Below are 25,165 nucleotides of genomic sequence, written 5' to 3' on the forward strand. Positions count from 1 at the left end.
CGCCGCGACCGGTTGTCGGTAGCGGCACCGCTGAGAGTCAGGAGTTCCGTTGGAACCCGCGGAAGGGGAGGTGCCCGGTGCTGCCGTGACGGCGGCGACCGAGCGGATCAGCTCCTCGGGGGTGTCGGCGCAGACCAGCCGCATGCGGCCGGTGTGCGCGGCCCAGTACTGGCGGGTGTGCTGGTCGAAGACCGTCCAGCCGTGGTGGAGCAGCGCCGCGAGCCTGCTTCCGGGGCTTCGTGACGCACGGCTTCTCCCCGACCTCGTTTCAGTGCAGGTCGCCTGGTGCGCGTAGAGGACCGCGCAGATTCCCCGCCCCTCCACCCTCCGGAACCCGGTCCCTTCCCGACCGTAGTCGCACGGCTACCGTAAAAACGTTTTTCGTGTTAGCTTCCGGTGCAATGGGAGCGCTCCCCACCCCCCACTCCTTCCGGACACCGCCGTCCGGAGTTCGCACAGAGGAGCAGCAGTGCCCATCAACCCCCCGCTTCCCCCCGGCGCGCCCCGGACCGCTCCGCCGTCCTCCCCGCCCTCCCGCAGACAGCTCTCGCGCCTGTCGCGCCTGCGGCGGCTCCTGTACTCCGCCCTGGCCGTCGTCCTCTGCGCGAGCGGCCTCTCCGCCGCCGCCGTCACCCCCGCCCGGGCCGCCGACATCGACACCGGCGCCTACTACGTCCTGCGCAACCAGCACAGCGGCCTGGTCGCCGACGTCGAGAGCGCCGGAACCCAGGACGGCGCGCGGATCATCCAGTGGGAACGCACCGACCGCCCCTGGCAGCAGTTCCGCTTCGTCCCCTCCGGCGACGGCTACTACCGCCTCGTCAACCGCCACAGCGGTAAGGCCGTCGACGTCTGGGAGCACTCCACCGCCAACGGCGCCGAGATCCGCCAGTTCACCGATCTCGGCAACGCCAACCAGCAGTGGCGCCCCGTGGACACCGGCGGCGGCGTCCAGCTGATCAACCGCCTCAGCGGCAAGGCCCTGGAGGTCTGGGAGTGGAGCACCACCCCGGGCGACCGCCTGTCGCAGTACGACTCCCTCGGCGGAGCCAACCAGGTCTGGGACCTGGTCCGCGTGGACGACACCGGCGGTGGGGGAGACGGCGACTGCGGCAGCGGCTCCCACCACGCCGAAGCGGTGCGGAACGGCTCCACCTGGACCGCCCGCAACGGCGGCAGCACCGTCTACACCGGCGGCGACATGCTCGCCGCCATGCGCGCGGCCGTCGGCAGCCTCGACTCCGGCCGCACCTCCCAGCAGCGCGTGGTGGTGCGCGGATCCGGTTCCATGCCCGCCAACACCTCGCTCGACCTGCCCAGCCACACCTCACTGGAGGTCTGCGGCACCATCCACGTGTCCGGGTCGGTGGGCGCCGACCACGCCGCCGTCCGGATCCGCAACGCCCAGAACGTCTCCGTCCCCCACCTGTCCGTGACCGGCTCGCCGTACTTCGGCGTCTTCGTGCGCGGCTCGCAGAACGTCCACTTCGGCCAGATCGACCTGCGCCTGTCCAGCGGCCTGGGCATGCGTATCGACAGCCGGGGCAGCGACGCCAACCGCACCACGCGCGACATCAGCATCGACGACGTGTACGTGTCGGGCACCGACAACCACGGCGTGGAGACCTACAGCGTGGACGGCCTGGACATCGGCACCGTCACGGCCCGCGACACCGGCTACTCGGGCCTGCTGCTCAACAACACCGTCAACGCCACGGTGGACCGGGTGGACGCCGAGGGCGCCGGGACCGGAACCGGCTACGCGGCCTTCCGCATGGCCAACCGCAACGGGCGGATCGGCAGCGACTACCCGACCAACATCCGGGTCGGCGAGGTCCGGGCCCGCGGCGGCGGCCGGGGGGTCTTCTGCGTCTCCGAGAGCGGCGGCGCGGTCATCGACCGCGTGGACATCGCCCAGACCGGCAACAACGCGGTGCTGGTCGAGAACTGCCACAACGTCACCTTCTCCGGGGGCACGATCGCCGGTCCGGGCAGCGTCCGGATCGCGGCCCGCTCGGAGTTCGCCAACACCTCGAACGTCACGTTCCAGAACCTGACGCTGGCCAACACCTCACTGGTCGAGAACCCGTGCTCGGTGAACCTGACCGTCCGCAACGTCACCTTCCAGAGCAGCAGCGACCAGACCTGCTGACCACACCTCGACCACACGCTGACCACGGCCGGAACGCGCCCTGACCACGCGTGACGCCGGGGCCCGACCCCCTGGGGCCCCGGCGTCGCCCGCCCCGGAGCGCCCGGCCCCGCCCGGCACTCAGCCGCGCGCGGCGGCCAGGCGCTCCGCCAGCCAGGCGGGGACGTACTCCCCCGAACGCGGGTAGTACGCCTGGTCCAGGGCGTAGTCGAAGTCCAGCGGGGCCATGTCGAAGGCGGGCTCGGAGTCGTGGTCGGCCTCCACCCGGCTTCCGTCCAGGTCCACGGTGTACCGGAGGCCGAACCAGGCGCCCCGGTCCGGCCGGTACATGCCCGCCCGCAGGTTCCGCACCAGGTCGGGGAGCCGGTAGTGCCCGCGCCCCTCGCGCACGGTCCCGTCCTCCAGGACCACCCTCACCCGCAGCCGTTCGTAGCCGACCAGGAACCGGGCGTCCAGCACGGCCTCCCGCCAGCCCTCCGGCCTCGGCAGGAACCCCGCGATCCTCTCCAGCAGCTCACGCTGCCCCTCCTCGTCCAGGACGGCCACCGGTCGGCTCGGCCGTTCGGACGGCGTCGGGGCGGGCGGGCGCACGAGGGTCTCGTCCTCCACCAGCTCCGCCCACGCGGGCCGCCACTCCGGAGCCCGCAGGGCGCCCTCCCCGTTCAGCCGGTACGCCGTCTCCGGCAGGTAGCCGACGAGGTGTTCGTGAGCCTCCTCCGGCCAGCGGTCGTAGCGTCGCCGGGCGTCGTACCCCTCCTCCGACACGGCCAGTCGCAGGTACAGCCACCGGCCGCGTCCCCGGACGTCCTCGGCCGCGCGCAGGGCGTCGAGGCCGTCCATCAGGTCCGTGTCGTAGTCCTTGAACTCCTCGCCGGACGCGTCGAGGACCCTCCGTTCCCCCGCGAAGGTGTACTCCACGACGGCCTCGCCGCCCTCGGCCAGACCCAGCGCGCGTACCCGTTCCAGGACACGGAGAAGCTCGCCGGTCTCGGGGACCGGGGGCCGGTCCCGTTCCGGCTCCCGGCGGAGCGCGTCCCACAGCAGCAGCGACCGCGTCCTCTCACTGATGACCGGGCGCGCGGGGCGTTCGGGCCCGGCCTCGCCGAGGGGGAGGAAGGGGAGGCGCGACCCCGGGGTCAGCCCGAGCCGCTCGGCCGCCGCCAGCGCGGCCCCGGCGTCCCACCCGGGGGCCTCGTATTCGTCGTCCTCGTCCGTGTACTGGGTGTCGAGGACGCTCAGCACCGCCGCGAGCGAGTCCGCGTCCACCGTGCCCTCCCGCGCGCGCCTCATGAGGGCGGCGCCCGGCTCCGGGAGCAGCGCCTCCCCGTGCTCGTCCTCGGGAGCGAACCCCTCGAAGAGCAGCCCGACGACCGCGTCCACGGCCGCCTCCACCGACGCGTACCGGTCCAGGCGCAGCCCGTCGCCCTCCCAGTCGTCGGGGTAGGGGCCGCGCGCCCACGCCCGCCCGTCCCACCAGTAGGCGAACCCGACGTTCGTGCGCGCCTCGTGGGCCGCGATCCACTCCCAGGGCAGCCAGTCGGGCGCCTCGGCGAACAGGTCGACGGGGCGCTTGCCGTTGTCCGTGCTGTCGCTGGTGTCGCGGTCGTAGCCGACGATCACGGCCCGGCCGTCACCGCCGCACCAGGCCAGGTACCAGTCGCTGCTGCCGCCGTCGTGGTAGCGCAGTACCCCGTCCTCCAGGGAGAGGATCCCGAGGTCGTCCTCCAACCCCGCCATCAGCGCGGCCAGCGCCCCGGCGCGGGCCCACAGCACCTCCGGGCGGGGCAGGTCCTCGGGGCGTCCGGGGCTGTGACTCATGGGGCGGCCTCTCCTGTCGGGAACACTGGTGCCGGGGGCAGGGGTTCCCGTTCTAGCGGACGCTCCCGACAGACCCTCCTCCCGGGCCGCGGAACGCGGCGGCCGGTCCGCCGGTACGGCGTCTCCGCCCACGAACCCCCACCAGGGCGAGGGGTCGGCCGAGCGAAGCCTTCGACGGCGCCGCTCCGCTCAGAGCGGTGACCCGCCCGTCCCATGTCTCCTGGCTGTCTCCTGGCGTCCGGGCCGTCTGCTCACGTCCTCCGCCCCGCGCCTTCCGGCCTCCGGGCCGCCCGCCCGGGAGAGGTCCGGCCCCGCCCGTGCCCGCCGTGCCCGGTCGCGGGTCACCGGCTCAGACGCAGACCGACTCCAGCGCGCCGGACAGGGCGGCCGAGGCCAACCGGTCGAGTCCGCGCGCGGCCGCGGTCTCGTCCGTGCTCCGCGCGAGCCGCGCCGCGCAGCCGGGGGCGGTGCGCTCCTCCTCGGCCGCGGCCAGCTCCTCCACCAGCGCGGGGGTGATCCGGTCCAGTTCGGCACGCACCCCGGCCAGGTCCGGCGCGTGCTCGGGCCGCCGGTCGGCCTGTGCGTACCACTGGGCGTGCAGGCCGCGCTGGACCACCTTGTTGGCCTCCATCTGGTCGCGCGTGACCGCGACGGCGGACGCCGGGTCCGCGCCGAGTTCATAGGCCCGCCGCTCGACGGCGGCCAGGACCCGCGCCTCGCGCTCGGGGGACTCGACGGGGTCGCCGGTGTGCCACTTGGCCGCGGCCACCAGCGGAGCGGTGTCGAGCCGGTCGGCGGCCAGGAGCACGACCGCCTCCAGGCCGTTCGGCGGGGCGGACGCGGCGGCGGTGGGGGAGACCAGGAGCAGGGCCGCGACGGCGGCGGCGAGGGTGGCTGCGGTGCGCATGGACGAGGACCTCGGGGCGACGGCGGGAGCGGCGGGACCCCCGTATCCTAGCCCTGCGTGTCGAAGCGCGTGCGAAGGGTGGTGGCAGGGGATGCGCGTTCCCTTTCCCGACGCGCCGTGGCCGTCTATCCTTCGGGCAGCGGTAACCGCCGCGATCACGGGTCGCGGCGGCTCCCGCGTCGCAGGACCGCCGTCGCCGCCGTGGTCCCTGAACCCCCGCGACCGCCGCCCCCCGTGACCGTCCAGCCCCCCGCGGCCGCACAACCTCCACGACCGTCGCCCCCGTGACCGCCCGCCACCCGGCGGACCGACCTGAGGACCGAACCCGTGCAGATCCTCGAACCCGTCACCCCCGACACCGTCATCCGGCGCTTCCGCGCCACCCACCCGTTGGAGGACGAGGTCTCCCGTGCCACCAACACGTACGCCGAGAGCGCCCTGACCCTGGCCACCCGCCAGCTCGGCGGGACGTGGCACCGGGTCGCCCTGGACCGCGAGGACGTCCTGTCCGTGCTCCTGCCCTGGCACACGGGCGAGTACGGGGAGCGCGAACTCGTCCCCCCGGCCGGGGCGACCGTCGCCGAGACCCTGGGCACGCTCACCGACTGGGGCCGGGAGTACCCCGCCAGCAACCCGGTGTGCTGGGGCAAGCTGGACTGGCACACCGGCGCGGCCCGCGCGCCGCTGTTCCTGAGTTCGCGCGCCCTCGACCACCCCTTCTACGAGCGGCTCGAACGCACGGACGCGGTGACCCACCTGGACGGCCTGCACCGCATGCTCGCCTGGGCGCTGGCGGACCGGCTCCCCTCGCGGCCCCTCCTCGAGGCCTATCTGGCCGGGCCCCTGCCCGACCTCCGCGACCCGGACGCCCCCTCCGCGGCCCGTCCCTCCGCGACGGCCCCAGCCGAGGCCACCGCCGACACCAAGGAGGCTTGACCCCGAGGGGTCGAGCCTCCCGACGCCGTCAACGCGCGGCCGCCCGGGGCAAAGGGAGCGCCAACACTCGCCCCGGACTCGGTAGCGGCTTGGGTGAGCCGTTAGTCCGCGCAGCTCACGGCGGGTAGGGGGTGGGCGGACAGCGTTGGGGCACCCGCCCCTCGACCACGCGAACCACTAGGGGGACATCGTGGCACGCGATCGCACACCCGCAGACCTGATCGGGCACCACGTCCTCGATCGGGAGGGCCACAACGTCGGCAAGATCAACCAGGTCTACCTCGACGACAACACCGACCAGCCGAGCTGGGTGTCCGTGCACACCGGCCTGTTCGGCAGGCACGAGACCCTCGTCCCGCTCCAGGGCTCCCAGCCCGTGGAGGAGGACATCCGGGTCCCCTACGACAAGTCCGTCGTCAAGGACGCCCCGCACATTGACGCCGACCGGCACATCTCTCCCGAGGAGGAGCAGACGGTCCGCCAGTACTACGCGCAGCACGGCGGCCCCCCGATGCGGGGTGAGGAGACCGCGATGGGCCGCGGCCCCGGGCCGCAGACCACCGGCCGGGAGGACGTGGCCGGGGGCGCCGCCGGAGGAGCGGCGGGGGGCGTGGCCGGCGACGCCGGCATGCGCGACCGCGACCCCGCGAGGGCGGACGAGCGCGACGACATCTCGATGACGCGTTCGGAGGAGCGCGTGGACATCGGCGTGGAGCGGCGTGAGGCCGGGCACGCCCGCATGCACAAGTACGTCGAGACCGAGCAGTTCGACGAGACGGTCCCGCTGCACCACGACGAGCTCCAGGTCGAGCGCCGCCCGGTGGACGACCCCTCCGCGGTGCGCGAGCCCCGGGAGATGGGCGAGGACGAGGAGACCTTCACGCTCTACGAGGAGCGCCCGGTCGTCTCCAAGGAGCAGGTCCCCGTCGAGGAGATCCACGTCCGCAAGCGCGACGTGACCCGCGACGAGCACGTCCAGGGCCAGCGCCGCCGCGAGCGGGTCGAGCTGGAGGACGACGAGGGGGAGCCGCCCGCCAACGCCTGACCCGGCCGCACGGCCGGGCCCGGCCAGGGCCGGAGTCGTCCCCGGACACGCGGTCCGGGGACGACGCGTGCGCACCGCTGTCGCGCGCCCACACGGAGGGGGAGGTACATGACTGAGCCGGGGGACGTCAGCGAGGAGACCACCGAGGACGGGGGCGAGGAGAGGGAGCAGGAGACGGTGTCCCCGCCGCGCGGGCGCGAGGCCGGACCCGGGCGCGGGCACACCATCGTGGTGGGCGCGGGCGTCGCCGGGCTGGCCGCCGCCGACCGGCTCGCCGAGGAGGGTGAGCGCGTCACCGTCGTGGAGGCCCGCGACCGCCTGGGCGGGCGCGTCCACTCCCTGCGCGAGTGGGACGGCACGTCGGCCACCCTGGACGTGGGCGCCTCCTGGATACGCGGCGAGGAGAACAACCCCTTCGCGCGCCTGGTCCGCGAGATCGGCGTCCGCACGACCGTGTTCAACCGCTCCACCGAGACCGCCTACGACCCCAAGGGCCGCAGGCTGCTCTTCGACCGCCACCGCCGCAACATGGAGGACGTCAACCTCCTGCACGAGCACATGTACTGGGACAACGTCGGGGCCACACCGCAGGAGTCGATGGAGGAGGGCATCAAGCAGGCCCTCTACGACGCCAACCTGGTGCGGGCCAGGGCCCGCGACGCCAACGAGATCGTGCACCGCCTCGTGGAGGGCGACCACGGCGCCGACGCCGACGAGGTCGCCTTCACCGCGGTGGCGGCCCTGCACGAGTTCAGCGGTGACGACGTCGTCTTCCCGGACGGCATGGCCCAGGTCACCGACCACCTGGCCCGGGGGCTGGACGTGCGCCTGGAGCACGTGGTGCGGTCGGTCTTCCACGACGGGGACGGCGCGGGCGTCCGCGTGGACACGCCCGAGGGGGAGGAGACCCTGACCGCCGACCGGGTCCTGGTGACACTGCCCCTGGGTGTGCTCAAGGCAGGAGGGGTCGACTTCGACCCGGCGCTGCCCGAGGACAAGACCGGAGCCGTCCGACGCCTGGGCAGCGGCCGCCTGGAGAAGCTGTTCCTGCGCTTCGAGGAGGTCTTCTGGGGCGACGCCGAGGTCCTGGTGCACCTGGGGACCGAGGAGGGAACCTGGTTCCACTGGTACGCGGGACAGCGGGTCATGGGGGCGCCGATCCTGGTCTGCCGCAACGGCGGCAACGCGGCCCGGTTCCTGGAGGCGAAGGACGAGGCCGACGTGGTCGGGCACGCGCTGGACTCGCTGCGCGGCCTGTTCCGCAAGGTGCCCGAACCCGTCGGCCACCACCTCACCCACTGGATGGACGACCCGTTCGCCCGGGGCAGCTTCTCCTTCACCGCCGTGGGGTCGGGGGACGAGGACAGGGTGGCGTTGGGCGAGCCGGTCGGCGAACGGCTGTTCTTCGGGGGAGAGGCGACCGAGACCGAGCACACGGCCACCGTGCACGGCGCCCTGCTCTCGGGCCGCAGGGAGGCCGAGCGCATCCTGGAGCTGTGAGCCCGCCACCGCGCGACCCGGGTGGACCGGTGGGGCCGGGACCGGAGCAGCGGACCGGGAACCCCGCCGGGCCGCCCCGCGTTGGACGGTGGTGAGGGGCCGCGTCCGGGAAGGCCGCAAAGCGTACACGGTACGATCGGGGTGCGGCCGTCCTCCGACCAGGGCCGGTGGACCCACGATGGCGGGAAACGACCCTCCCGCCCGTTATCGTTGGCGCCATGGGGCGATCCGCGCAAGAAGGCAGACACACGGCGGGGGGCGATGTGGTCAGCCCGGCGGTCAGTGACCGCGTCTGGACGGTTCCCAACCTACTGAGCATGCTCCGGCTGTTGGGCGTGCCCCTGTTCCTGTGGCTCGTGCTGGTGCCCCAAGCCGACTGGTGGGCCCTGCTCGTGCTGGCCCTGGCGGGCCTGAGCGACTGGCTCGACGGCAAGATCGCCCGCGCCTGGAACCAGACCTCGCGCCTGGGAACCGTGCTCGACCCCCTCGCGGACCGGCTCTACATCTTCGCGGCCCTGCTCGGCCTGGTCATCCGCGGCATCGTGCCCTGGTGGCTCATGGGCATCCTCGTGCTGCGCGACGTCCTCATCCTGGGCGCCCTGCCGCTCCTGCGCCACTTCGGCTACGGACCCCTGCCGGTCAACTTCGCGGGCAAGGCCGCCACGCTGTGCCTGCTGTACTCGTTCCCGCTGCTGTTCCTCGCTGGTTACGCCACGATCGCCGCAGATGTGGCGAGGATTATAGGTTGGGCCTTCGCGCTCTGGGGAACTGCTCTGTACTGGTGGGCCGGACTGCTCTACGCCGTACAGGGACTGCGCCTGATGGCCCAGACCCGCCGCGACGAAGGCGCTGATCGCACCGGCGGCCCCAGGGCCGTGGGCGACAGCGACCCCGTGCGCGGTCACGCCCAGGACCGACCCGGTCCAGCCGCACCGGCGACCGCTGACGGCGATCCCGGCGCGGCCGCCGAGGGCGCGGACCGACCGATCCGCCCGGACCAGGGACGGACCGGCCCCTGATCCGCACGCGGACCGGCTCACCACGAGTCCTGTCGGATCGAGAGGGAGTGTCGTCTCCGCATGAGAACATGTCCCGCCGCCCGCAACGGCGTGCGCTCCGAACACCATCCCCCCGCGGCGCGCACCGGCGGCCCAGCGGTACGGAGGTACCGGCGATGAGCCAGGCCGCAGACACCACCCCGGAGGCCACCGTGCCTCCGATGAAGGCCGTCGTGATGGCGGGCGGCGAGGGAACCCGCCTGCGCCCCATGACGGCCAACCAGCCCAAACCGCTTCTGCCGGTGGTCAACAAACCCATCATGGAGCACGTGCTGCGCCTGCTGCGCAAGCACGGCTTCACCGAGACCGTGGTCACCGTGCAGTTCCTGGCGACCCTCATCCGCAACTACTTCGGCGACGGCGAGGAGCTGGGCATGAAGCTCAGCTACGTCGCCGAGGAGGTGCCGCTCGGCACGGCGGGCAGCGTCAAGAACGCCGAGGAGCACCTGCGCGGCGAGCCCTTCATCGTCATCTCCGGTGACGCCCTCACCGACATCGACCTGACCGACATGGTCCGCTTCCACCGCGAGAGCGGCGCCAAGGTCACCATCGGCCTCAAGCGGGTGGAGAACCCGCTGGAGTTCGGCATCATCATCGTCGACGAGCAGGGGCGCGTCCAGCGCTTCCTGGAGAAGCCCACCTGGGGCCAGGTCTTCTCCGACACCGTCAACACCGGCATCTACATCATGGAGCCGGAGGTCCTCGAACGCGTCGCCGAGGGCGAGGTCGTCGACTGGTCCGGCGACGTCTTCCCCCAGCTGCTGGAGGAGGGCGAGCCCCTCTACGGCTACATCGCCGACGGCTACTGGGAGGACGTGGGCACCCACGAGAGCTACCTCAGCGCCCAGGCCGACGTGCTCTCGGGCAAGGTGGACGTGGACATCGACGGCTTCGAGGTCTCCCCGGGGGTGTGGGTCGGCGAGGGTGCCGAGGTCCACCCCGAGGCCGTCCTCAAGGGCCCGCTCTACATCGGCGACTACGCCAAGGTCGAGGCGGGCGCCGAGCTGCGCGAGTTCACCGTGGTCGGCAGCAACACCGTCGTGCGCTCGGAGGCCTTCGCCCACCGCACGGTCCTGCACGACAACGTGTTCATCGGCCGCGGCGCCAACCTGCGCGGCGCCGTCATCGGCAAGAACACCGACGTCATGGCGGCCGCCCGGATCGAGGAGGGCGCGGTCGTGGGCGAGGACTGCGTCGTCGAGTCCGAGGCCTACCTGCACAACGACGTCAAGGTCTACCCGTTCAAGACCATCGAGGCCGGTGCGGTGGTCAGCACCAACGTCATCTGGGAGTCGCGCGGGCAGCGCTCGCTGTTCGGCCCCCGGGGCGTGTCCGGCCTGATCAACGTCGAGATCACCCCGGAACTGGCGGTGCGCCTGGCCAACGCCTACGCCACCACCCTGAAGAAGGGCGCGATCGTCACCACCTCGCGTGACGTCTCGCGCGCCGCCCGTACGCTCAAGCGCGCGATCATCAGCGCGCTCACCGCGGCCGCCATCGAGGTGCGCGACCTGGAGGTGGTGCCGCTGCCCGTGGCCCGCTTCCACACCTCCCAGAGCGGCGTCAGCGGCGGCATCACGGTGCGCACCACCCCGGGGGACCCCGAGTCGGTCGACATCCTTTTCCTGGACGGCGACGGCGCCGACCTGTCGCCCGGCGCCCAGCGCAAGCTCGACCGGGTCTTCTCCCGCGCCGAGTACCGCCGGGCCTTCCCCGGCGAGATCGGCGAGCTGACCTTCCCGTCGCGCAACGTGGAGAGCTACTCCCACGAGCTGCTGCGCAAGGTGGACACCTCCGGCGTCGCCGAGGCCGAACTCAAGGTCGTGGTGGACTGCGCCGGGGGCAGCGGCTCGCTCATCCTGCCCTCCCTGCTGGGCCGGATCGGCGTGGACGTGCTCACCGTCAACAACCGGCTGGACGAGTCCTCGCCCACCGACACCGTCGCCAAGCAGAACCGCGACCTGGGGCGGCTGGGCGAGCTGGTCTCGGGATCGGGAGCCGACTTCGGCGTGCGCTTCGACCCCGTGGCCGAACGGCTGTCCATCGTGGACGAGAACGGCGCCCTGGTGCACAGCGACCGGGCCCTGCTGGTCGTCCTGGAGCTGGTCTGCGCCGAGTACGGGACCGGGACGGTGGCCCTGCCCGTCACCACCACCCGCGTCGCCGAGACCGTGGCCGCCTCGCACGGGGTCAAGGTCCACTGGACGGCCACGGCCACCGACGAGCTGACCAAGGCGGTCCAGGCCCAGGACGACGTCATCTTCGCGGGCGACGGCCGCGGCGGGTTCATCGTGCCGCGGTTCAGCCCCACCACCGACGCCATCGCCGCCTTCGTGCGGCTGCTGGCGCTGGTGGCCAGGACCCGCCGATCGCTGAGCCAGATCGACCGCACGATCCCCCAGGCGCACCTGCTGCGCCGTTCGGTGCCCACCCCGTGGGCGGTCAAGGGGAGCGTGATGCGCGCCGTCGTGGAGGCGGCTGGCGGCCGCGAACTCGACACCACCGACGGCGTCCGGGTGATCGAGCCGGACGGGAGCTGGGCCCTGGTCCTCCCCGACACCGCGGAGGCCGTCACCCATCTTTGGGCCGAAGGTCCCAACTCCGACACCGCACACCGTCTGCTGGACGAGTGGGCGGCCGTCGTGGAACGGGCCGAGGGCTGAGGCGGGCCGCGCGGGCGCGGACGGGTCGCCCGTCCGCGCCCGCGCGGCGCGTACCCGCGTCGTCACGCCCGGTGCGCGGGCGCGGCCCCTACCGTGTGTGACCCCGCGGGTTAAAATGGGCATACAGGCAGGTCGTGGCGGTCCGGTGAAGTCGGCGCGAATCCAGGGGGATCCGTGGAGAACCAAACCCGCCGACACGGCATCAGCACCAGGACAGGCGTGTTGCCCCGACCCGGCCCGCCGCCGTCGCCGGACACCCTCCGCGACGGCGGGCACACCGCTCGGCGATCCGTTCCCGACGGGTCGTCCACAGTGGGCGGGGGAGGAGCAAAACCCTTCCTGGACAGGGATATGGTTTAAAGTCGAGTGTTCCCCGAAGCGCCGCGTCGCCTATCGGACCGGGTATCCCGGCAACGGCGGACACCCTCGCCGGTGGTGACAAGGAGTGCGACACGGGGGATGAGACCTAGCGACCGACCGCGTGAGGCGCACCGCTGCCGCGACAGCGGGCCGTCTCACCGCGTACCGGACGGCGTGCGGGCCGCGTGCCCGCCCGACGCCCGGTACGTGCCACCGATCAGCCCAATCAAGCACCGCCCCGTGCGGTAGGAGGCCGAGCCGACCTATGTCGAGCGTTTACTGCACGCAGTGCGGTCACGCCGTTGCGGATGATGCCCGTTTCTGCTCCCACTGCGGAACTCCGATCCGCAGAGCCGAACAGCAGGGCCCCCGACCCGGCACTGGCAGGGACTCCGGCGGAGACGTCACGTCCACCATCTCCCTCTCGGGCATACAGGCCCTGGAAGAGGAGGAGTCCGGCGACGAGCTGGGCGGCGACGACCCCGCCAACCCCGACGCTCTGCCGCCGGGCACGGCTCTGCTGGTGGTCAGGCGCGGCCCCAACGCCGGGAGCCGTTTCCTGCTGGACAGTGACGTGACCACCGCCGGCCGCCACCCCAACAGCGACATCTTCCTGGACGACGTCACCGTCTCCCGGCGCCACGTGGAGTTCTTCCGCCGCGGCGACGGGTTCGGAGTCCGCGACGTGGGCAGCCTCAACGGCACCTACGTCAACCGCGAGCCGGTCGACGAGGCCCAGCTCGGCGGAGGCGACGAGATCCAGATCGGCAAGTTCCGGATGGTCCTGCTGACCAAACCGCGCCGCTGACCGGCGCGGGGACGACCGCGGGAGCGGCGGGTGGGCCGATGAGGTTTGCGGCCCCCCGCCGCCGGAGAACTTTGTAACGAAGGGTGCCGATTTCGCCCTCGGGTCCTGATCCACAGCGGGAGCAGGGACGAGCGCCCATCCGGCATCACGACTCGTGGGACGGAGACGCTGTGAAGCACATGGAGGTCGTCGGCGTCCGTGTTGAGATGCCCTCGAACCAGCCGATTGTCCTGCTCAAGGAATCCGAAGGCGACCGCTACCTGCCTATCTGGATCGGCGGCGTGGAGGCCACCGCGATCGCGCTGGCCCAACAGGGCGTCGCGCCGGCCAGACCGCTCACCCACGACCTGTTCCGGGACGTCCTCGACGCCCTGGACACCGGGCTCAAGACGGTGAACATCACCGGCCTCAGCGACGGCATCTTCTACGCCCAGCTGGTCTTCAGCAACGGTGTGGAGGTGAGCGCGCGCCCCTCCGACTCGATCGCCCTGGCGTTACGGACGGGCACGCCCATCTACGCGCACGAGGACGTGATCGACGAGGCCGGGATGCCCATCCCGGACGAGCAGGAGGACCAGGTCGAGGCGTTCCGGGAGTTCCTGGACAACATCTCGCCCGAGGACTTCGGCAGGCGCACGGAGTAGTCCGGTGACGCACGTGCACTCCCCCGGGGCCCGCGCCCAGGCGCGGGTCCCGTGCCGCTGCGGTGGCGCGGGCCGGGGAGGACACGCCCCGACCTGCGGCTTCACCCGTGGAGCCGGTGATAGATTGGGTAACGGAAGTGGTCGTAATGATCAGGGCCGAAACCCCCGGGTGCGCGTCGGGCGCCAACGGGGAGGCCCCGGCACACCGGCGCCGCGCGCACTTGGCGACGCGCCGCGTGGTGTCGTTGACGCTGCCGGTCGGCCGTCCTACCTTCAGTGCAGTGGAACCCACGGCGCACCCGTTCCCTGAGTGGACATCCCCTGTCGAGACCGCCGTGGGACGAGAAGCCGGAGGTCGGCGTGGCGGTAGCGAGCGGCAAGCGGGATCCCCATGACAGGCGGTCCGCGCTGCGGCTAGCGGGGCAGCAGGGCCTACTGTGCGAAGAAGACTTGGTGGCGCTGCCTATGGACGTCGGGTATCGGGGCCCCGCGGCGTGTACGGCCGCCGGGATCAGCTACCGCCAGCTCGACTACTGGGCCAGGACCGGCCTGGTGGAGCCGAGCGTGCTCACCGGAGCCCACAACGCCCCCCTGTACAGCCTCCCCGACATCCTGCTGCTCAAGGTCGCCAAACGGCTCCTGGACACCGGGATATCCCTCCAGCAGATCCGCACCGCGGTCGACCACCTGCGCGGCCGTCCCGCCCCCGACCTGGCCCGCATCACCCTCATGAGCGACGGCGTCAGCGTCTACGAGTGCACCTCCCCGGAGGAGGTCGTGGACCTCATGCAGCGCGGGCAGGGCATGTTCGGACTGGCGCTGGGCAACGTCTGGCGCGAGGTGGAGGAGGCCCTGGGCGTGGTGCCCGCGGAGGAGCGGGCCGACCTGCCCGCCGCCGCGCCCCAGCCCGTGGACGAGCTGGCCAGGCGCCGCCGGGAGCGCCGTACCGGCTGAGACCGACAGGCGCCGCCCCCAGCCCCGGGGCGGCCGTGTGTCGGCAGGGGGCGCGGGTGCTTCGGGGCCGCGGTTATTTGGACGAACCTCCAGGTTCTGGGTGTGATGTGGGCGAAACGCCTGCCCGGAAGAGCCGCCCGGGGCAGCCATCGAGTACGGTCGTAGTCACAACAGGGATGAAAACCGACATTCACCCTGCTTGTACACACGTACAGATCGTCAGCTGGCTGTCGACACCGCGCGAGAGAGACCCCGCAACGGGGCGCCGACGGGGCAATACTCCCCAGTAACCTCTCAGGCACCATGGACCGCGTGGAGGAGGCCGCTCTGAAGCCTGGGCGCCGTCGTGCCCGGTGACAGAGGGGGAGACCGTGAGGAACACCGCCGACCCGACTCGGCCCTGTCACCAGGAGGTCTCCGTGCCAGACCAGCCCGTGCACACCCCCGGCGCACCCGCCCGGGTGTTCGCCGACCGCCACATCGGCCCCACGCCCGCCGAGGTCCAGGAGATGCTCAAGGCGGTCGGCTACGGCTCCACCGCCGAACTCATGGCCGACGCCGTGCCCGAGTCCATCCTCACCGGCCCCGGCCGCAGCGCGCCGCTTGACCTGCCCCCGGCGCTGAGCGAGGCCGAGGCCCTGGCCGAGCTGCGCGACCTGGCCTCCCGCAACCAGGTGCGCACCTCGCTGATCGGCCAGGGCTACTACGGCACCCTCACCCCGCCGGTCATCCTGCGCAACATCATGGAGAACCCCGCCTGGTACACGGCCTACACGCCCTACCAGCCCGAGATCTCCCAGGGCCGCCTGGAGGCCCTGCTCAACTTCCAGACCATGGTCTCGGACCTGACCGGCCTGCCCGTCTCGGGCTCCTCCCTGCTCGACGAGGCCACCGCCGCCGCCGAGGCCATGACCCTGGCCCGCCGCGCCTCCAAGAGCAGGGCCGACGTCTTCGTCGTCGACGCCGACGTCTTCCCCCAGACCCTGCACGTGCTGCGCACCCGCGCCGAACCCCTCGGCATCGAGGTCGTGGTCGCCGACCTGTCGCAGGGCCTGCCCGAGGGCGACGCCTTCGGCGTCCTGGTGCAGTACCCGGCCTCCAGCGGCGCCGTGCGCGACCCGGGCCGGGTCATCGCCCAGGCCCACGAACGCGGCGCCCTCGCGGTGGTGGCCGCCGACATCCTGGCCCTGACGCTGCTGCGCAGCCCCGGCGACCTGGGCGCCGACATCGCCGTCGGCTCCACCCAGCGCTTCGGCGTCCCGCTCGGCTTCGGCGGCCCGCACGCCGGTTACATGTCCGTGGGCGAGAAGCTGCGCCGCCAGCTGCCCGGCCGCCTGGTCGGCGTCTCGGTGGACAACGCGGGCAAGCCCGCCTACCGGCTGGCGCTCCAGACCCGCGAGCAGCACATCCGCCGCGAGAAGGCCACCAGCAACATCTGCACCGCGCAGGTCCTGCTCGCCGTCATGGCCGGGATGTACGCCGTCTACCACGGTCCCGACGGCCTGCGCGCGATCGCCCGCCAGGTGCACACCCGCACCGCCGCCCTGGCCGACGCCCTCGCCGAGCGCGGCTTCGAGGTCCTGCACCGGGCCTACTTCGACACCCTGCGCGTGCGCGTGCCCAGTGCCGCCCGGGTCGTGGAGTCCGCCCTGGAGGCCGGGTACAACCTGCTGGCCGCGGACGAGTACACGGTCGGCGTGAGCGTGGACGAGACCACCACCGAGGCCGACCTGGAGAAGGTCCTGGCCGCCTTCGGCGAGGCCGAGCGCGGCTCCTCGCGCGTGCGCCTGAGCGTGGACGAGGACGCCGACCGCCTCCCCGCCGAGCTGGCCCGCCAGGTGGACTACCTCACCCACCCGGTGTTCGGCACCCACCGCAGCGAGACCTCGCTGCTGCGCTACATGCGCCGCCTCTCCGACCGCGACCTGGCCCTGGACCGCACGATGATCCCGCTGGGCTCGTGCACCATGAAGCTCAACGCCACGGCGGAGATGGAGCCCGTCACCTGGCCCGAGTTCGCCGGGCTGCACCCGCTGGCGCCGCTGGACCAGGCCGCCGGGAGCGTGACCCTGATCCGCCAGCTGGAGGCCTGGCTGGCCGAGGTCACCGGCTACGACGCGGTGTCCCTCCAGCCCAACGCCGGGTCCCAGGGCGAGTTCGCCGGGCTGCTGGCCATCCGCGGCTACCACCGCTCGCGCGGCGAGGCCCACCGCGACGTGTGCCTGATCCCCAGCTCCGCGCACGGCACCAACGCCGCCAGCGCCGTGATGGCCGGTATGCGCGTGGCCGTGGTGGCCTGCGACGACAACGGCAACGTCGACCTGGAGGACCTGCGCGCCAAGACCGGCAAGCACGCCGACGACCTGGCCGCCATCATGATCACCTACCCGTCCACGCACGGCGTGTACGAGGACACCGTCACCGAGGTGTGCCGCCTGGTCCACGAGGCGGGCGGACAGGTGTACGTGGACGGCGCCAACCTCAACGCGCTGCTGGGCTGGGCCAAGCCGGGCGAGTTCGGGGCCGACGTCAGCCACCTCAACCTGCACAAGACCTTCTGCATCCCGCACGGCGGCGGCGGTCCGGGCGTGGGCCCGGTCGCGGTCCGCTCGCACCTGGCCGGTTTCCTGCCCAACCACCCGGGCCAGCCCGAGGCGGGCCCGCACACGGGGGTCGGACCGGTCTCGGCGGCCCCGTTCGGCTCGGCGGGCATCCTGCCCATCTCCTGGGCCTACGTGCGCATGATGGGCGAGGAGGGGCTGCGCTCAGCCACCGAGGTCGCCGTGCTGTCGGCGAACTACCTGGCCAAGCGGCTGGAGCCCTACTTCCCGGTGCTCTACACCGGTGCGGGCGGTCTGGTGGCGCACGAGTGCGTCGTGGACATCCGCCCGCTCCAGAAGGCCAGCGGCATCAGCAACGAGGACCTCGCCAAGCGGCTCATGGACTACGGCTTCCACGCGCCGACGATGTCGTTCCCGGTCAACGGCACCCTGATGGTGGAGCCGACCGAGAGCGAGAACCTCGCCGAGCTGGACCGCTTCGTGGAGGCGATGGTCGCGATCCGCGGCGAGATCGACAAGGTGGCCTCGGGGGAGTGGGACGCGCAGGACAACCCGCTGCGCAACGCCCCGCACACCGCTGAGGCGGTGACCGCGGACGAGTGGTCGCACGGCTACACGCGCGCCGAGGCGGCCTACCCGCTGGCGTCGCTGCGCACGGACAAGTACTGGCCCCCGGTCGGCCGGATCGACCAGGCCTACGGTGACCGCAACCTGGTCTGCTCCTGCCCGCCGCCGGAGGCCTTCGAGCTGTAGGGCGGCCCGGGCCGCGGGAAGGGGCACCGGTCCGAGGACCGGCGCCCCTTCCCTGTTGTCCCTTTGTAGATCTACGTCGTAAAAGTCCGTTTTGTTCTCTACCTCGGCAGGAGAGGGGTGAAGAGCGGGGCGTGCCCACCGGTCGCGGCGCGGGTCCCCGGTCCCCGGCCGCCGCAGGCGTTAGAGTTGCGGCGACACGGATCGCGTTCCCACCACGCGGACCGCCACCCCGCCACCCCCATGGAAAGCGGAGAGCATGACCACGACGTCCGGACCTTCCGCGCGCTCTGGCCCCGCCGACCCGCCCCCGGCCACCGATCCCCGGGACACGGACGAGGCGCAGGCGCCGACCGGGCAGGGCGCCGCCGAACTGTGCGACCAGGCCCAGGACCTCGCCGGGAGCGGCCACCTCAAACGCGCGGCCAGGCTCTACCAGCAGGCGGTGGCCGCCAACCCCCACCCGCGGGTGCAGGCCCGCGCCCTGCTCGGCCTGGCCGTGGTCGAGGACCAGCGGGGAGACCTGGCCGCCGCCCGTGAGGCCGCCCGCCGCGCCCTGGCCACCGGCGACCCGCGCTACGCCCCGCGCGCCGCCTACCACCTGGCGCTCTCCCTCGAACAGGACGGCGACCACGCCGAGGCCGACCGCGTCTGGCGCCGCCTGCTCGACCTGGGCGGGGCCGACTACACGGCCGTGGCGCACTACGGGCTGGCCCGCTCCGCCGAGGGGCGCGGCGACACCGGCGGGGCCGAGGAGCACTGGGAGGCGGCGCTGGCCCTGCCGTCCGACCCCGGTTCGCTCGGCCGCCTGCACGCGGCCACCGTCGTGGACGCCTCCCGCGACCTGGCCGAACGCCTGCTGGGGCGGGGGCTGCCGGGCGCCGCCGCGGCCGCGGTCGAACGCGGCCTGTCGGTCGCCGACGACCCGGGCCTGCGCCTGCTGCGCGCCGCCACCCACCTGGAGCACGCCATCGCCGACGTCGGCGCCATCGTGGACCCGGACGCGGCCTTTGAGGACGCCGAGGAGCCGGGGGTCGCGCCTGGCACCTTCGCCGCCGCCGTGGAGCTCCTGGCGGGGCTGCTGGCGCTGCGCGGGGACCCCGGCGCGGCCGAGCGGGTCTGGCGGCTGGGCCTGGGGGACCGGGACCCGGACACCGCGGGGCAGGTGCGCCAGAGGCTGCGCAGGGCCTTCGCCGGGCCCGAGGAGGACGGCGGGGCCGGGGAGGCGTGGTGGGACCCCTACCTGGAGGAGGCCGCGGCGACCGCGAGCGCGCCCGCGCTGGCGGGGGAACTGTTCGCCGTGGTCACCCAGATGCACGCCCTGCTGGCGCTGCCGGTGGCCGAGGGGGAGGCGCGCCCGGCGGCGCTGCGGGCCGTCATGGAACAGGCGCTGCGCACGCCGAGCGGACTGGTGTGGGGGCCCGGAGTGCACGCCGACTTCCGGCGTCGCCTGAGCGAGGCGATGGGCGGCCAGGACGTGCTGCCGGAGGGGTGGCCCGACGCGGTCCGGGAGTGAGGCCGGGGACGGGCCCCGGCGCTCGTGCGGTCACCGGGGGCCGTCGGGGGACACCTCACCGCCCGGGGGTGCTTGCCGGGCGGGGTACGTCGGCCTCGCGGCCGCGGTGTGCGGGTGCGGCCGGGCGTCAGGCGGCGACGCGGGGCCGGTGCGGGGCGACGACCGCCCCGTCGGGAAGCAGCTCACCGGTGTCGTCGAAGAGGACGACACCGTTGCAGAGCAGGCTCCAGCCCTGCTCGGGGTGGCTGGAGACGACCCGGGCCGCCTCGCGGTCGGTGTCCTCGAAGGACGGGCAGGCAGGTTCGTGGCTGCACATGGGACAGGCCTTTCGGTCCAGAGGTGCTCGTCGTTGAGCTGACGCCAAGAGTAGTGGTTCACATCACATGCTTGTCGCGGTTTAACACGGATGTGTTCGCCCCGCCGCTGTCGTCCGCTCTCGGGAGGTGAGACACCCCCAGGCCAGCAATGGTTCTGCCCCGTCCGTCCTCGGACACGAGGAACTCAGTACCCGCCGCGTGTCCGGCGCGCCGCAGGGCGGCTGCGCATCCCCGCGCCGGCCAGCCCGCCGTGCTGGAAGGCCCTGACCAGCTCGCCGCCGAGGTTGACCCCCGCGCCCAGCGCCAGGCCCACCGTGACCGCCTCCGCGAGGCTGAGCAGCCCGGCGGAGGGGTCGCCCTGCGTGATCTCGATCAGGCCCCGGTACAGGATGCTGCCGGGCAGCAGCGGGGCGATCGACGGGACCAGGTAGGGCAGCACCGGTCTGCGCGTGCGCCGCGCCAGCCAGTGGCCCACCACGCCCACCGCGACCGCGCCCGCGACCGTGCCCACCACCGCGGGCACGTGCAGCAGGTCGCGCATGCTCGCGTAGATCACCCAGATCATCACGCCGAGCACGCCGATCATCGGCAGCATCCGGGGCGGTACGGCGAGCGAGATCGCGAAGGCCACCGCGATCCCCGCCGCGCCGATCAGTACGGGGACCTCCATCGAGGTTCCCGCGGAGGGGAGGTCCTCCAGGTTGATGTTCACGCCCAGGCGCTGGGCGGTGTAGGCGACCGCGCCCACGCCGGACACGATCGCGCCCAGGATGAAGAAGGTCTCCAGCAGGCGCGCCGCCGCCGACACGTAGGTGCCGCTGATGCCGTCCTGGAGGCTGGAGACCAGCGGGCGTCCGGGCAGCAGGGCCATGATGTTGCCGGTGATGATCGCCCCGGCCTGGAGGCCGAGGTCCAGCGTGGTGCTGGCCCACAGCAGCGCCACGCCGATCGTGGCGGCCACCACCGCGGCGCCCGCCATCTGGTAGAACTCCGCGACGCCCCGCTTGGCCAGGAACACCGACGTGCGGTCGCCCATGACGGTGGCCAGGAAGGCCGCGGTCGCCACGATCAGGCCGCCGCCCACCATGAGGCTCGCGCTGGAGGCGATGAGGCCGAACCCGACCGCGATGAGCCAGTTGGGGTAGGGCATGCGGGCGCGCCTGATCTGGGTCAGGCGGGCGGCGGCGTCCTCCAGTTCCAGCAGGCCGAGCGCGCACTGCTGCACCAGGGTGTGCAGTTCGTTGACGCGGAAGTAGTCCAGGGTGCGGCGGCGCACCACCCGTTCGCCGGTGATCGGGGGGTGTTCGCCCCCGGGGTGGGTGGACAGGGTGATGGTGGTGAAGGTGACCGAGACCTCCGAGCGGGGCAGGTCGAAGGCGACCGAGAGGCTGAGCATCGCCTCGCTGACGGCCTCCGTGCCCTCTCCGCTGGCGAGCATCAGCTCGCCCACCCGCAGCACCAGGTCGATGGCGCGGGCGTCGGGGAGGTTGACGTCCTCGGTCTCGTCGAAGCCGTCCGGGGTCAGCTCCCGCTCGTGCGCCTCGCGCCAGTCCCGCATCCTGCTGAGCAGGCGGTCCTCGCTCGGGGGCACGGGTCGCTCCCGCTTGCTTGGCATTCCTGTCTCCGTCTCCTCCCCGCCTGTACCCGTGGTGACCGGCGTGCTGTGGACAACCCATGAGGGGACGCGGTACCGGAGGGTGGGGTTCGCCCGGAACGGGGCTCGTGGCCGGTGAGTTCGATCACCGGATCATCCTGTCAAGGCCGGGGGCCCGTCCACAGCGACGCGCCGGGGTCCCCGGCGCCGCGCCCGGGGCCCGTGTTCGGGGGGGTCCGGGGCCGGGCCGGAGCCTGTGCGGGGCGGGGGTTCGCGTGCCGGGGCCGTGTGTCCGCGCGGACCGGTGAACCTGGTGGCCCGGTGCGTGTGTCGCGGGCGGGGTCCGCGGGACCTGGTGGCCAGGTCCTCCCGGGACGCGGGTCGCGGGTGTCAGCCGGAGTGGGGTCCGGAGCCGTGGTCGCGCTCACCGGGGCGGACCAGTCCGTGCTCGTAGGCGTAGACCACCGCCTGGACCCGGTCGCGCAGTTCCAGCTTGGTGAGGATGCTGCCGACGTGGGACTTGACGGTGGTCTCGCCTAGGACCAGGTGGGCGGCGATCTCGGCGTTGGACCACCCGCGTGCGAGCAGGCGCAGGACCTCGTGCTCGCGGGCGGTCAGGGTGTCCTCGGCGGGTTCGGTGGCGGGGGAGGCGGAGGGCAGGAGCGGGGCGAAGCGGTCGAGCAGGCGGTTGAGCACCGCGGGGGAGATGGCCGCCGCCCCGTCCGCGACCACCTCCACGGCCGAGACGAGTTCGGCGGGCGGCGCGTCCTTGAGCAGGAACCCGGAGGCGCCCGCGCGCAGCACCTCGACGGCGTACTCGTCCAGGTCGAAGGTGGTCAGCGCCAGGACCCGTACCCGGTGTCCCAGGGGCCGCGCCCACGACACGATCTGCCGGGTGGCCTCGATCCCGTCCATGCCGGGCATGCGCACGTCCATGAGGACGACGTCGGGCAGCAGGCCGCGGGTCGCCCGGACCGCCTCGCGGCCGTCGGAGGCCTCGCCCACGACGGACAGGTGCGGGGCGGACTCCAGGATCATGCGGAAGCCGGCGCGGACGAGGGGCTGGTCGTCGACCAGCAGTACTGAGACGGGCACAGGGGGAATTGTGCCGTATCCCGGGCGGTGCGCGGGTCCGAGCCCGGGGTCACCCGTGTCAGTGGACTGTGGGCGCGGCGCGGATGGGGCGGGGCCGTCCCCGATGCGGGGCCGGACCCCGCGTCCTGCCGGTGCCCGGCCGGGTCACGCGCGCGGTCGGCGTACGGGCGGGTCACCCGCGTGGGCGGTCCGTCGGCGCGGGCAGGGGCGGCGGGGTGCCGCCGAACTCCGGGCACAGCGCCTGGTGCTCGCACCAGCCGCAGAGCTTGCTCCTGCGGGGCTCCCACACCCCGGCGCGTCCTGCCGCCTCGATCCGCGCCCAGATGTCGGCGATCTCGGACTCCGCGGCCCGGAGTTCGTCCTCGGTGGGGTCGTACCAGCGCACCGCTCCGTCGCCGCCCAGGTAGACGAGTTGGAGGCGGGTGGGGACGACGCCGAGGTCGCGCCAGATCATGACCGCGTAGAAGAAGATCTGGAAGCGGGCCTTGTCCTCGAACCGGGGCGCGGGGGACTTGCCGGTCTTGTAGTCCACGATCCGGATCTGGCCGGAGGGGGTGGCGTCGATGCGGTCCACGTAGCCGCGCAGCCGCAGGCCGGTGGGCAGGGACACCTCCAGGCGCATCTCGCGGTCGCGGGGCTCCAGGGCGGTGGGGTTCTCCAGGTCGAAGTAGCGGCGGACCAGGTCGCGGGCGGACTCCAGCCAGGTGTCGCGCTCGGCGTCGTCGGCGAACAGCTCGTCCAGCTCGGGCTTCTTCTCGCGCAGCTTCTTCCACTGGGGCTCGACGAGGCCGACGGCGTTGCGCGGGTTGCGCGACTCGGCGGGCAGCTCGTACAGGCGCTCCAGGCAGGCGTGGACGAGGGTGCCGCGCAGGGCCGCCGCGCTGGGCGCCTCGGGGAGGCGGTCGATGGTGCGGAAGCGGAACAGCAGCGGGCACTGGAGGAAGTCGGAGGCCCGGGAGGGGGAGAGGGCGGACGGGAGGAGCGCGGTGGTCATGGATCGAGCCTATGAGAAGGTCGCGACAGGCCGCGAGGGGAGAGGGCGGCCTGTGGACGAGCGGCCCGTGGAGAGAGCGGTCTGTGGAGAAGCGGCACGGGTGCGGGAGGCGGTCCCGAATCCGGGAAGCAGGGTGCCGACCGGTCCCGTGGGCCCCCTGTATCCAGGAAACACCGGCGGCCCGGCGTAGCGCCACGGGCGGATCGGGCCTGTGGACAACCGGGCGGGCGGTGCGGCGCGGAGCCGGGCCGTGGGCGCCGCGGGGCCGGGGCGGGCGGGCCGTAGGCTGGGGGTGTGACGACCGGTAGTGACCCATCCGCGCCCAGACCCCGCGAGCGTTCCGCCAGACCGGGGTTACTGATCGGCCGCCCCTTCGGCATCCCCGTGTACGTGACCTCCTCGTGGCTGATCGTCGCGGCTCTGATCACCCTGGTCTACGGCGGCGTCGTCCAGGGCCGCCTGGCGCTGGGGCCGACCGCCTACCTGCTGGCCTTCGTCTTCGCCGTGCTGCTCTACGCCTCCGTGCTGGTGCACGAGCTGGCGCACGCGGTGGTCGCGCGCATGTACGGCCTGCCGGTCCGGCGCATCGTGCTGTACGTCCTGGGCGGGGTCTCCGAGATCGAGCGCGAGGCGCCCACGCCGGGGCGTGAGTTCTGGATCGCGTTCGCCGGTCCGCTGTTCTCCCTGCTGCTGGCGGCGGGCGGGTTCGGTCTGTACCTGTTCACCGAGCCGCGCACCGTGGTGGGTGAGCTGCTGTTCCAGTTGTGGATCGCCAACCTGCTGGTGGGCGCGTTCAACCTGCTGCCGGGGCTTCCGCTGGACGGCGGGCGGCTGCTGCGCGCCGGGGTGTGGAAGGCGACGGGCAGGCCCTTCGCGGGGAGTGCGGCCGCGGCCTGGGGCGGTCGGGTGCTGGCGCTGCTGGTGGTGGCGCTGCCGTTCCTGATCACGTGGTGGGCGGGCGGTCGGCTCAGCCCGTGGAGCGTGGTGTGGGGCTTCGTCCTGGGCGGTTTCATGTGGATGGGCGCCTCCGACGCGCTGCGCTCCGCCCGGGTGCGGGAGCGCATTCCGCGCCTGCGGGCCCGGGACCTGGCCCGGGCCTCGGTGACGGTGTCGGCCGACACGCCGCTGGCCGAGGCCGAGCGACGGGCCCGGGAGGCGGAGGCGGTGGAGGTCGTGGTGACCGACGCCCGGGGCGTTCCCACGGCGGTGGTGCACCCGGCGGCGGCCGGGGCGATCGAGCCGCAGCGCCGGGCGTGGGTGCCGGTGTCGAGCGTGTCCCGTGCGGTGACCGAGCATTCTCTGGTGCCGGTGGGTCTGGAGGGTGAGGAGTTGCTACGGGCGCTGACGGGTCATCCGCTGCCGGAGTACGTGGTGGTGGACGAGGCCGGTGGGGTGCGCGGGGTGCTCAGGGCCGCGGACGTCAACGCGGTGGTCTCGGGCGGGCGCTGAACCGGCCGGGGCCGGACGGTGTCGGCGGGGCCGTTTTTCTCCTT

The 25,165-nt window shown here is 73.1% G+C and carries 18 protein-coding genes and 1 riboswitch; of the genes, 12 read left to right on the plus strand and 6 right to left on the minus strand.

The annotated features are described in order from the left end of the window. Positions 1-469: 469 nt before the first annotated feature. Positions 470-2,152: an RICIN domain-containing protein gene (locus UIS43_RS01015; protein ID WP_071621831.1), complete on the plus strand. Its 1,683-nt coding sequence runs from the start codon at positions 470-472 to the stop codon at positions 2,150-2,152. A gap of 120 nt (positions 2,153-2,272) precedes the next feature. Here UIS43_RS01015 and UIS43_RS01020 read toward each other — a convergent pair whose 3' ends face one another. Beyond that, on the minus strand, positions 2,273-3,970 hold the full coding sequence (locus tag UIS43_RS01020; protein ID WP_370012197.1) for a hypothetical protein: 1,698 nt from the start codon (positions 3,968-3,970) through the stop codon (positions 2,273-2,275). A 349-nt stretch (positions 3,971-4,319) separates the two neighbouring features. Next, entirely contained in the window at positions 4,320-4,877 is a 558-nt protein-coding gene (locus tag UIS43_RS01025) for a chorismate mutase (RefSeq protein WP_013152502.1), read from the minus strand. Between the two features lie 327 nt (positions 4,878-5,204). Between UIS43_RS01025 and UIS43_RS01030 the strand changes: the two genes are divergently transcribed. The 10 genes from UIS43_RS01030 to UIS43_RS01075 all read left to right on the plus strand — a co-directional run bounded on the left by UIS43_RS01030 (position 5,205) and on the right by UIS43_RS01075 (position 19,672). After that, positions 5,205-5,813, plus strand: a complete 609-nt coding sequence (locus tag UIS43_RS01030; RefSeq protein WP_071621834.1) for a DUF6309 family protein — start codon at positions 5,205-5,207, stop codon at positions 5,811-5,813. A 190-nt stretch (positions 5,814-6,003) separates the two neighbouring features. Beyond that, a complete protein-coding gene (locus UIS43_RS01035) occupies positions 6,004-6,858 on the plus strand; it encodes a PRC and DUF2382 domain-containing protein (protein WP_370012199.1) in 855 nt (284 codons plus the stop codon). A 108-nt stretch (positions 6,859-6,966) separates the two neighbouring features. Further along, on the plus strand, positions 6,967-8,358 hold the full coding sequence (locus UIS43_RS01040; protein WP_071621836.1) for an NAD(P)/FAD-dependent oxidoreductase: 1,392 nt from the start codon (positions 6,967-6,969) through the stop codon (positions 8,356-8,358). 263 nt (positions 8,359-8,621) lie between these two features. Then, entirely contained in the window at positions 8,622-9,377 is a 756-nt protein-coding gene (locus UIS43_RS01045; RefSeq protein WP_013152506.1) for a CDP-alcohol phosphatidyltransferase family protein, read from the plus strand. A gap of 200 nt (positions 9,378-9,577) precedes the next feature. Beyond that, positions 9,578-12,079, plus strand: a complete 2,502-nt coding sequence (locus UIS43_RS01050; protein WP_013152507.1) for a mannose-1-phosphate guanyltransferase — start codon at positions 9,578-9,580, stop codon at positions 12,077-12,079. Positions 12,080-12,704: 625 nt separating this feature from the next. Further along, the gene (locus tag UIS43_RS01055) at positions 12,705-13,247 is read left to right on the plus strand and encodes an FHA domain-containing protein (protein ID WP_013152508.1); all 543 of its coding nucleotides are present in this window, start codon (positions 12,705-12,707) and stop codon (positions 13,245-13,247) included. A 170-nt stretch (positions 13,248-13,417) separates the two neighbouring features. Then, positions 13,418-13,891 carry a bifunctional nuclease family protein gene (locus UIS43_RS01060; RefSeq protein ID WP_013152509.1) on the plus strand — a complete coding sequence of 158 codons (474 nt, stop codon included), beginning with the start codon at positions 13,418-13,420 and terminating at the stop codon, positions 13,889-13,891. A 465-nt stretch (positions 13,892-14,356) separates the two neighbouring features. Then, positions 14,357-14,845: a MerR family transcriptional regulator gene (locus tag UIS43_RS01065; protein ID WP_019609133.1), complete on the plus strand. Its 489-nt coding sequence runs from the start codon at positions 14,357-14,359 to the stop codon at positions 14,843-14,845. A 231-nt stretch (positions 14,846-15,076) separates the two neighbouring features. Then, positions 15,077-15,166, plus strand: a riboswitch (glycine riboswitch). Between the two features lie 98 nt (positions 15,167-15,264). Then, complete coding sequence (gcvP, locus tag UIS43_RS01070; protein WP_013152511.1) at positions 15,265-18,159, plus strand: aminomethyl-transferring glycine dehydrogenase; 2,895 nt, start codon at positions 15,265-15,267, stop codon at positions 18,157-18,159. 256 nt (positions 18,160-18,415) lie between these two features. Beyond that, positions 18,416-19,672: a lipopolysaccharide assembly protein LapB gene (locus UIS43_RS01075; protein ID WP_071621838.1), complete on the plus strand. Its 1,257-nt coding sequence runs from the start codon at positions 18,416-18,418 to the stop codon at positions 19,670-19,672. A gap of 127 nt (positions 19,673-19,799) precedes the next feature. Here the strand turns inward: UIS43_RS01075 and UIS43_RS01080 are convergent, their stop codons facing one another. The 4 genes from UIS43_RS01080 to UIS43_RS01095 form a co-directional block, all read right to left on the minus strand. Beyond that, entirely contained in the window at positions 19,800-19,988 is a 189-nt protein-coding gene (locus UIS43_RS01080; RefSeq protein ID WP_013152513.1) for a DUF5999 family protein, read from the minus strand. Between the two features lie 185 nt (positions 19,989-20,173). After that, complete coding sequence (locus tag UIS43_RS01085) at positions 20,174-21,547, minus strand: threonine/serine exporter ThrE family protein (protein ID WP_041553093.1); 1,374 nt, start codon at positions 21,545-21,547, stop codon at positions 20,174-20,176. Between the two features lie 426 nt (positions 21,548-21,973). After that, a complete protein-coding gene (locus UIS43_RS01090) occupies positions 21,974-22,678 on the minus strand; it encodes a response regulator transcription factor (RefSeq protein WP_013152515.1) in 705 nt (234 codons plus the stop codon). 172 nt (positions 22,679-22,850) lie between these two features. After that, positions 22,851-23,672, minus strand: coding sequence for a RecB family exonuclease (locus UIS43_RS01095; protein WP_013152516.1), 822 nt, complete (start codon positions 23,670-23,672; stop codon positions 22,851-22,853). Positions 23,673-24,056: 384 nt separating this feature from the next. On the opposite strand from UIS43_RS01095, the gene UIS43_RS01100 reads away from it, so the two are divergent. Next, on the plus strand, positions 24,057-25,121 hold the full coding sequence (locus tag UIS43_RS01100) for a site-2 protease family protein (protein ID WP_071621839.1): 1,065 nt from the start codon (positions 24,057-24,059) through the stop codon (positions 25,119-25,121). Positions 25,122-25,165: the final 44 nt, after the last annotated feature.

Origin of the sequence: Nocardiopsis sp. LDBS0036, from assembly GCF_041228755.1 — a bacterium.
Taxonomy (GTDB): domain Bacteria; phylum Actinomycetota; class Actinomycetes; order Streptosporangiales; family Streptosporangiaceae; genus Nocardiopsis; species Nocardiopsis dassonvillei.

Bases quoted from the DNA above. Each gene is read 5' to 3' on its own strand.
- UIS43_RS01020 (WP_370012197.1), bottom strand. From the start codon at position 3,970: ATGAGTCACAGCCCCGGACGCCCCGAGGACCTGCCCCGCCCGGAGGTG.
- UIS43_RS01055 (WP_013152508.1), top strand. From the start codon at position 12,705: ATGTCGAGCGTTTACTGCACGCAGTGCGGTCACGCCGTTGCGGATGAT.
- UIS43_RS01025 (WP_013152502.1), bottom strand. From the start codon at position 4,877: ATGCGCACCGCAGCCACCCTCGCCGCCGCCGTCGCGGCCCTGCTCCTG.
- UIS43_RS01050 (WP_013152507.1), top strand. From the start codon at position 9,578: ATGAAGGCCGTCGTGATGGCGGGCGGCGAGGGAACCCGCCTGCGCCCC.
- UIS43_RS01085 (WP_041553093.1), bottom strand. From the start codon at position 21,547: ATGCGGGACTGGCGCGAGGCGCACGAGCGGGAGCTGACCCCGGACGGC.
- UIS43_RS01080 (WP_013152513.1), bottom strand. From the start codon at position 19,988: ATGTGCAGCCACGAACCTGCCTGCCCGTCCTTCGAGGACACCGACCGC.
- UIS43_RS01065 (WP_019609133.1), top strand. From the start codon at position 14,357: ATGGACGTCGGGTATCGGGGCCCCGCGGCGTGTACGGCCGCCGGGATC.
- UIS43_RS01095 (WP_013152516.1), bottom strand. From the start codon at position 23,672: ATGACCACCGCGCTCCTCCCGTCCGCCCTCTCCCCCTCCCGGGCCTCC.
- UIS43_RS01075 (WP_071621838.1), top strand. From the start codon at position 18,416: ATGACCACGACGTCCGGACCTTCCGCGCGCTCTGGCCCCGCCGACCCG.
- UIS43_RS01040 (WP_071621836.1), top strand. From the start codon at position 6,967: ATGACTGAGCCGGGGGACGTCAGCGAGGAGACCACCGAGGACGGGGGC.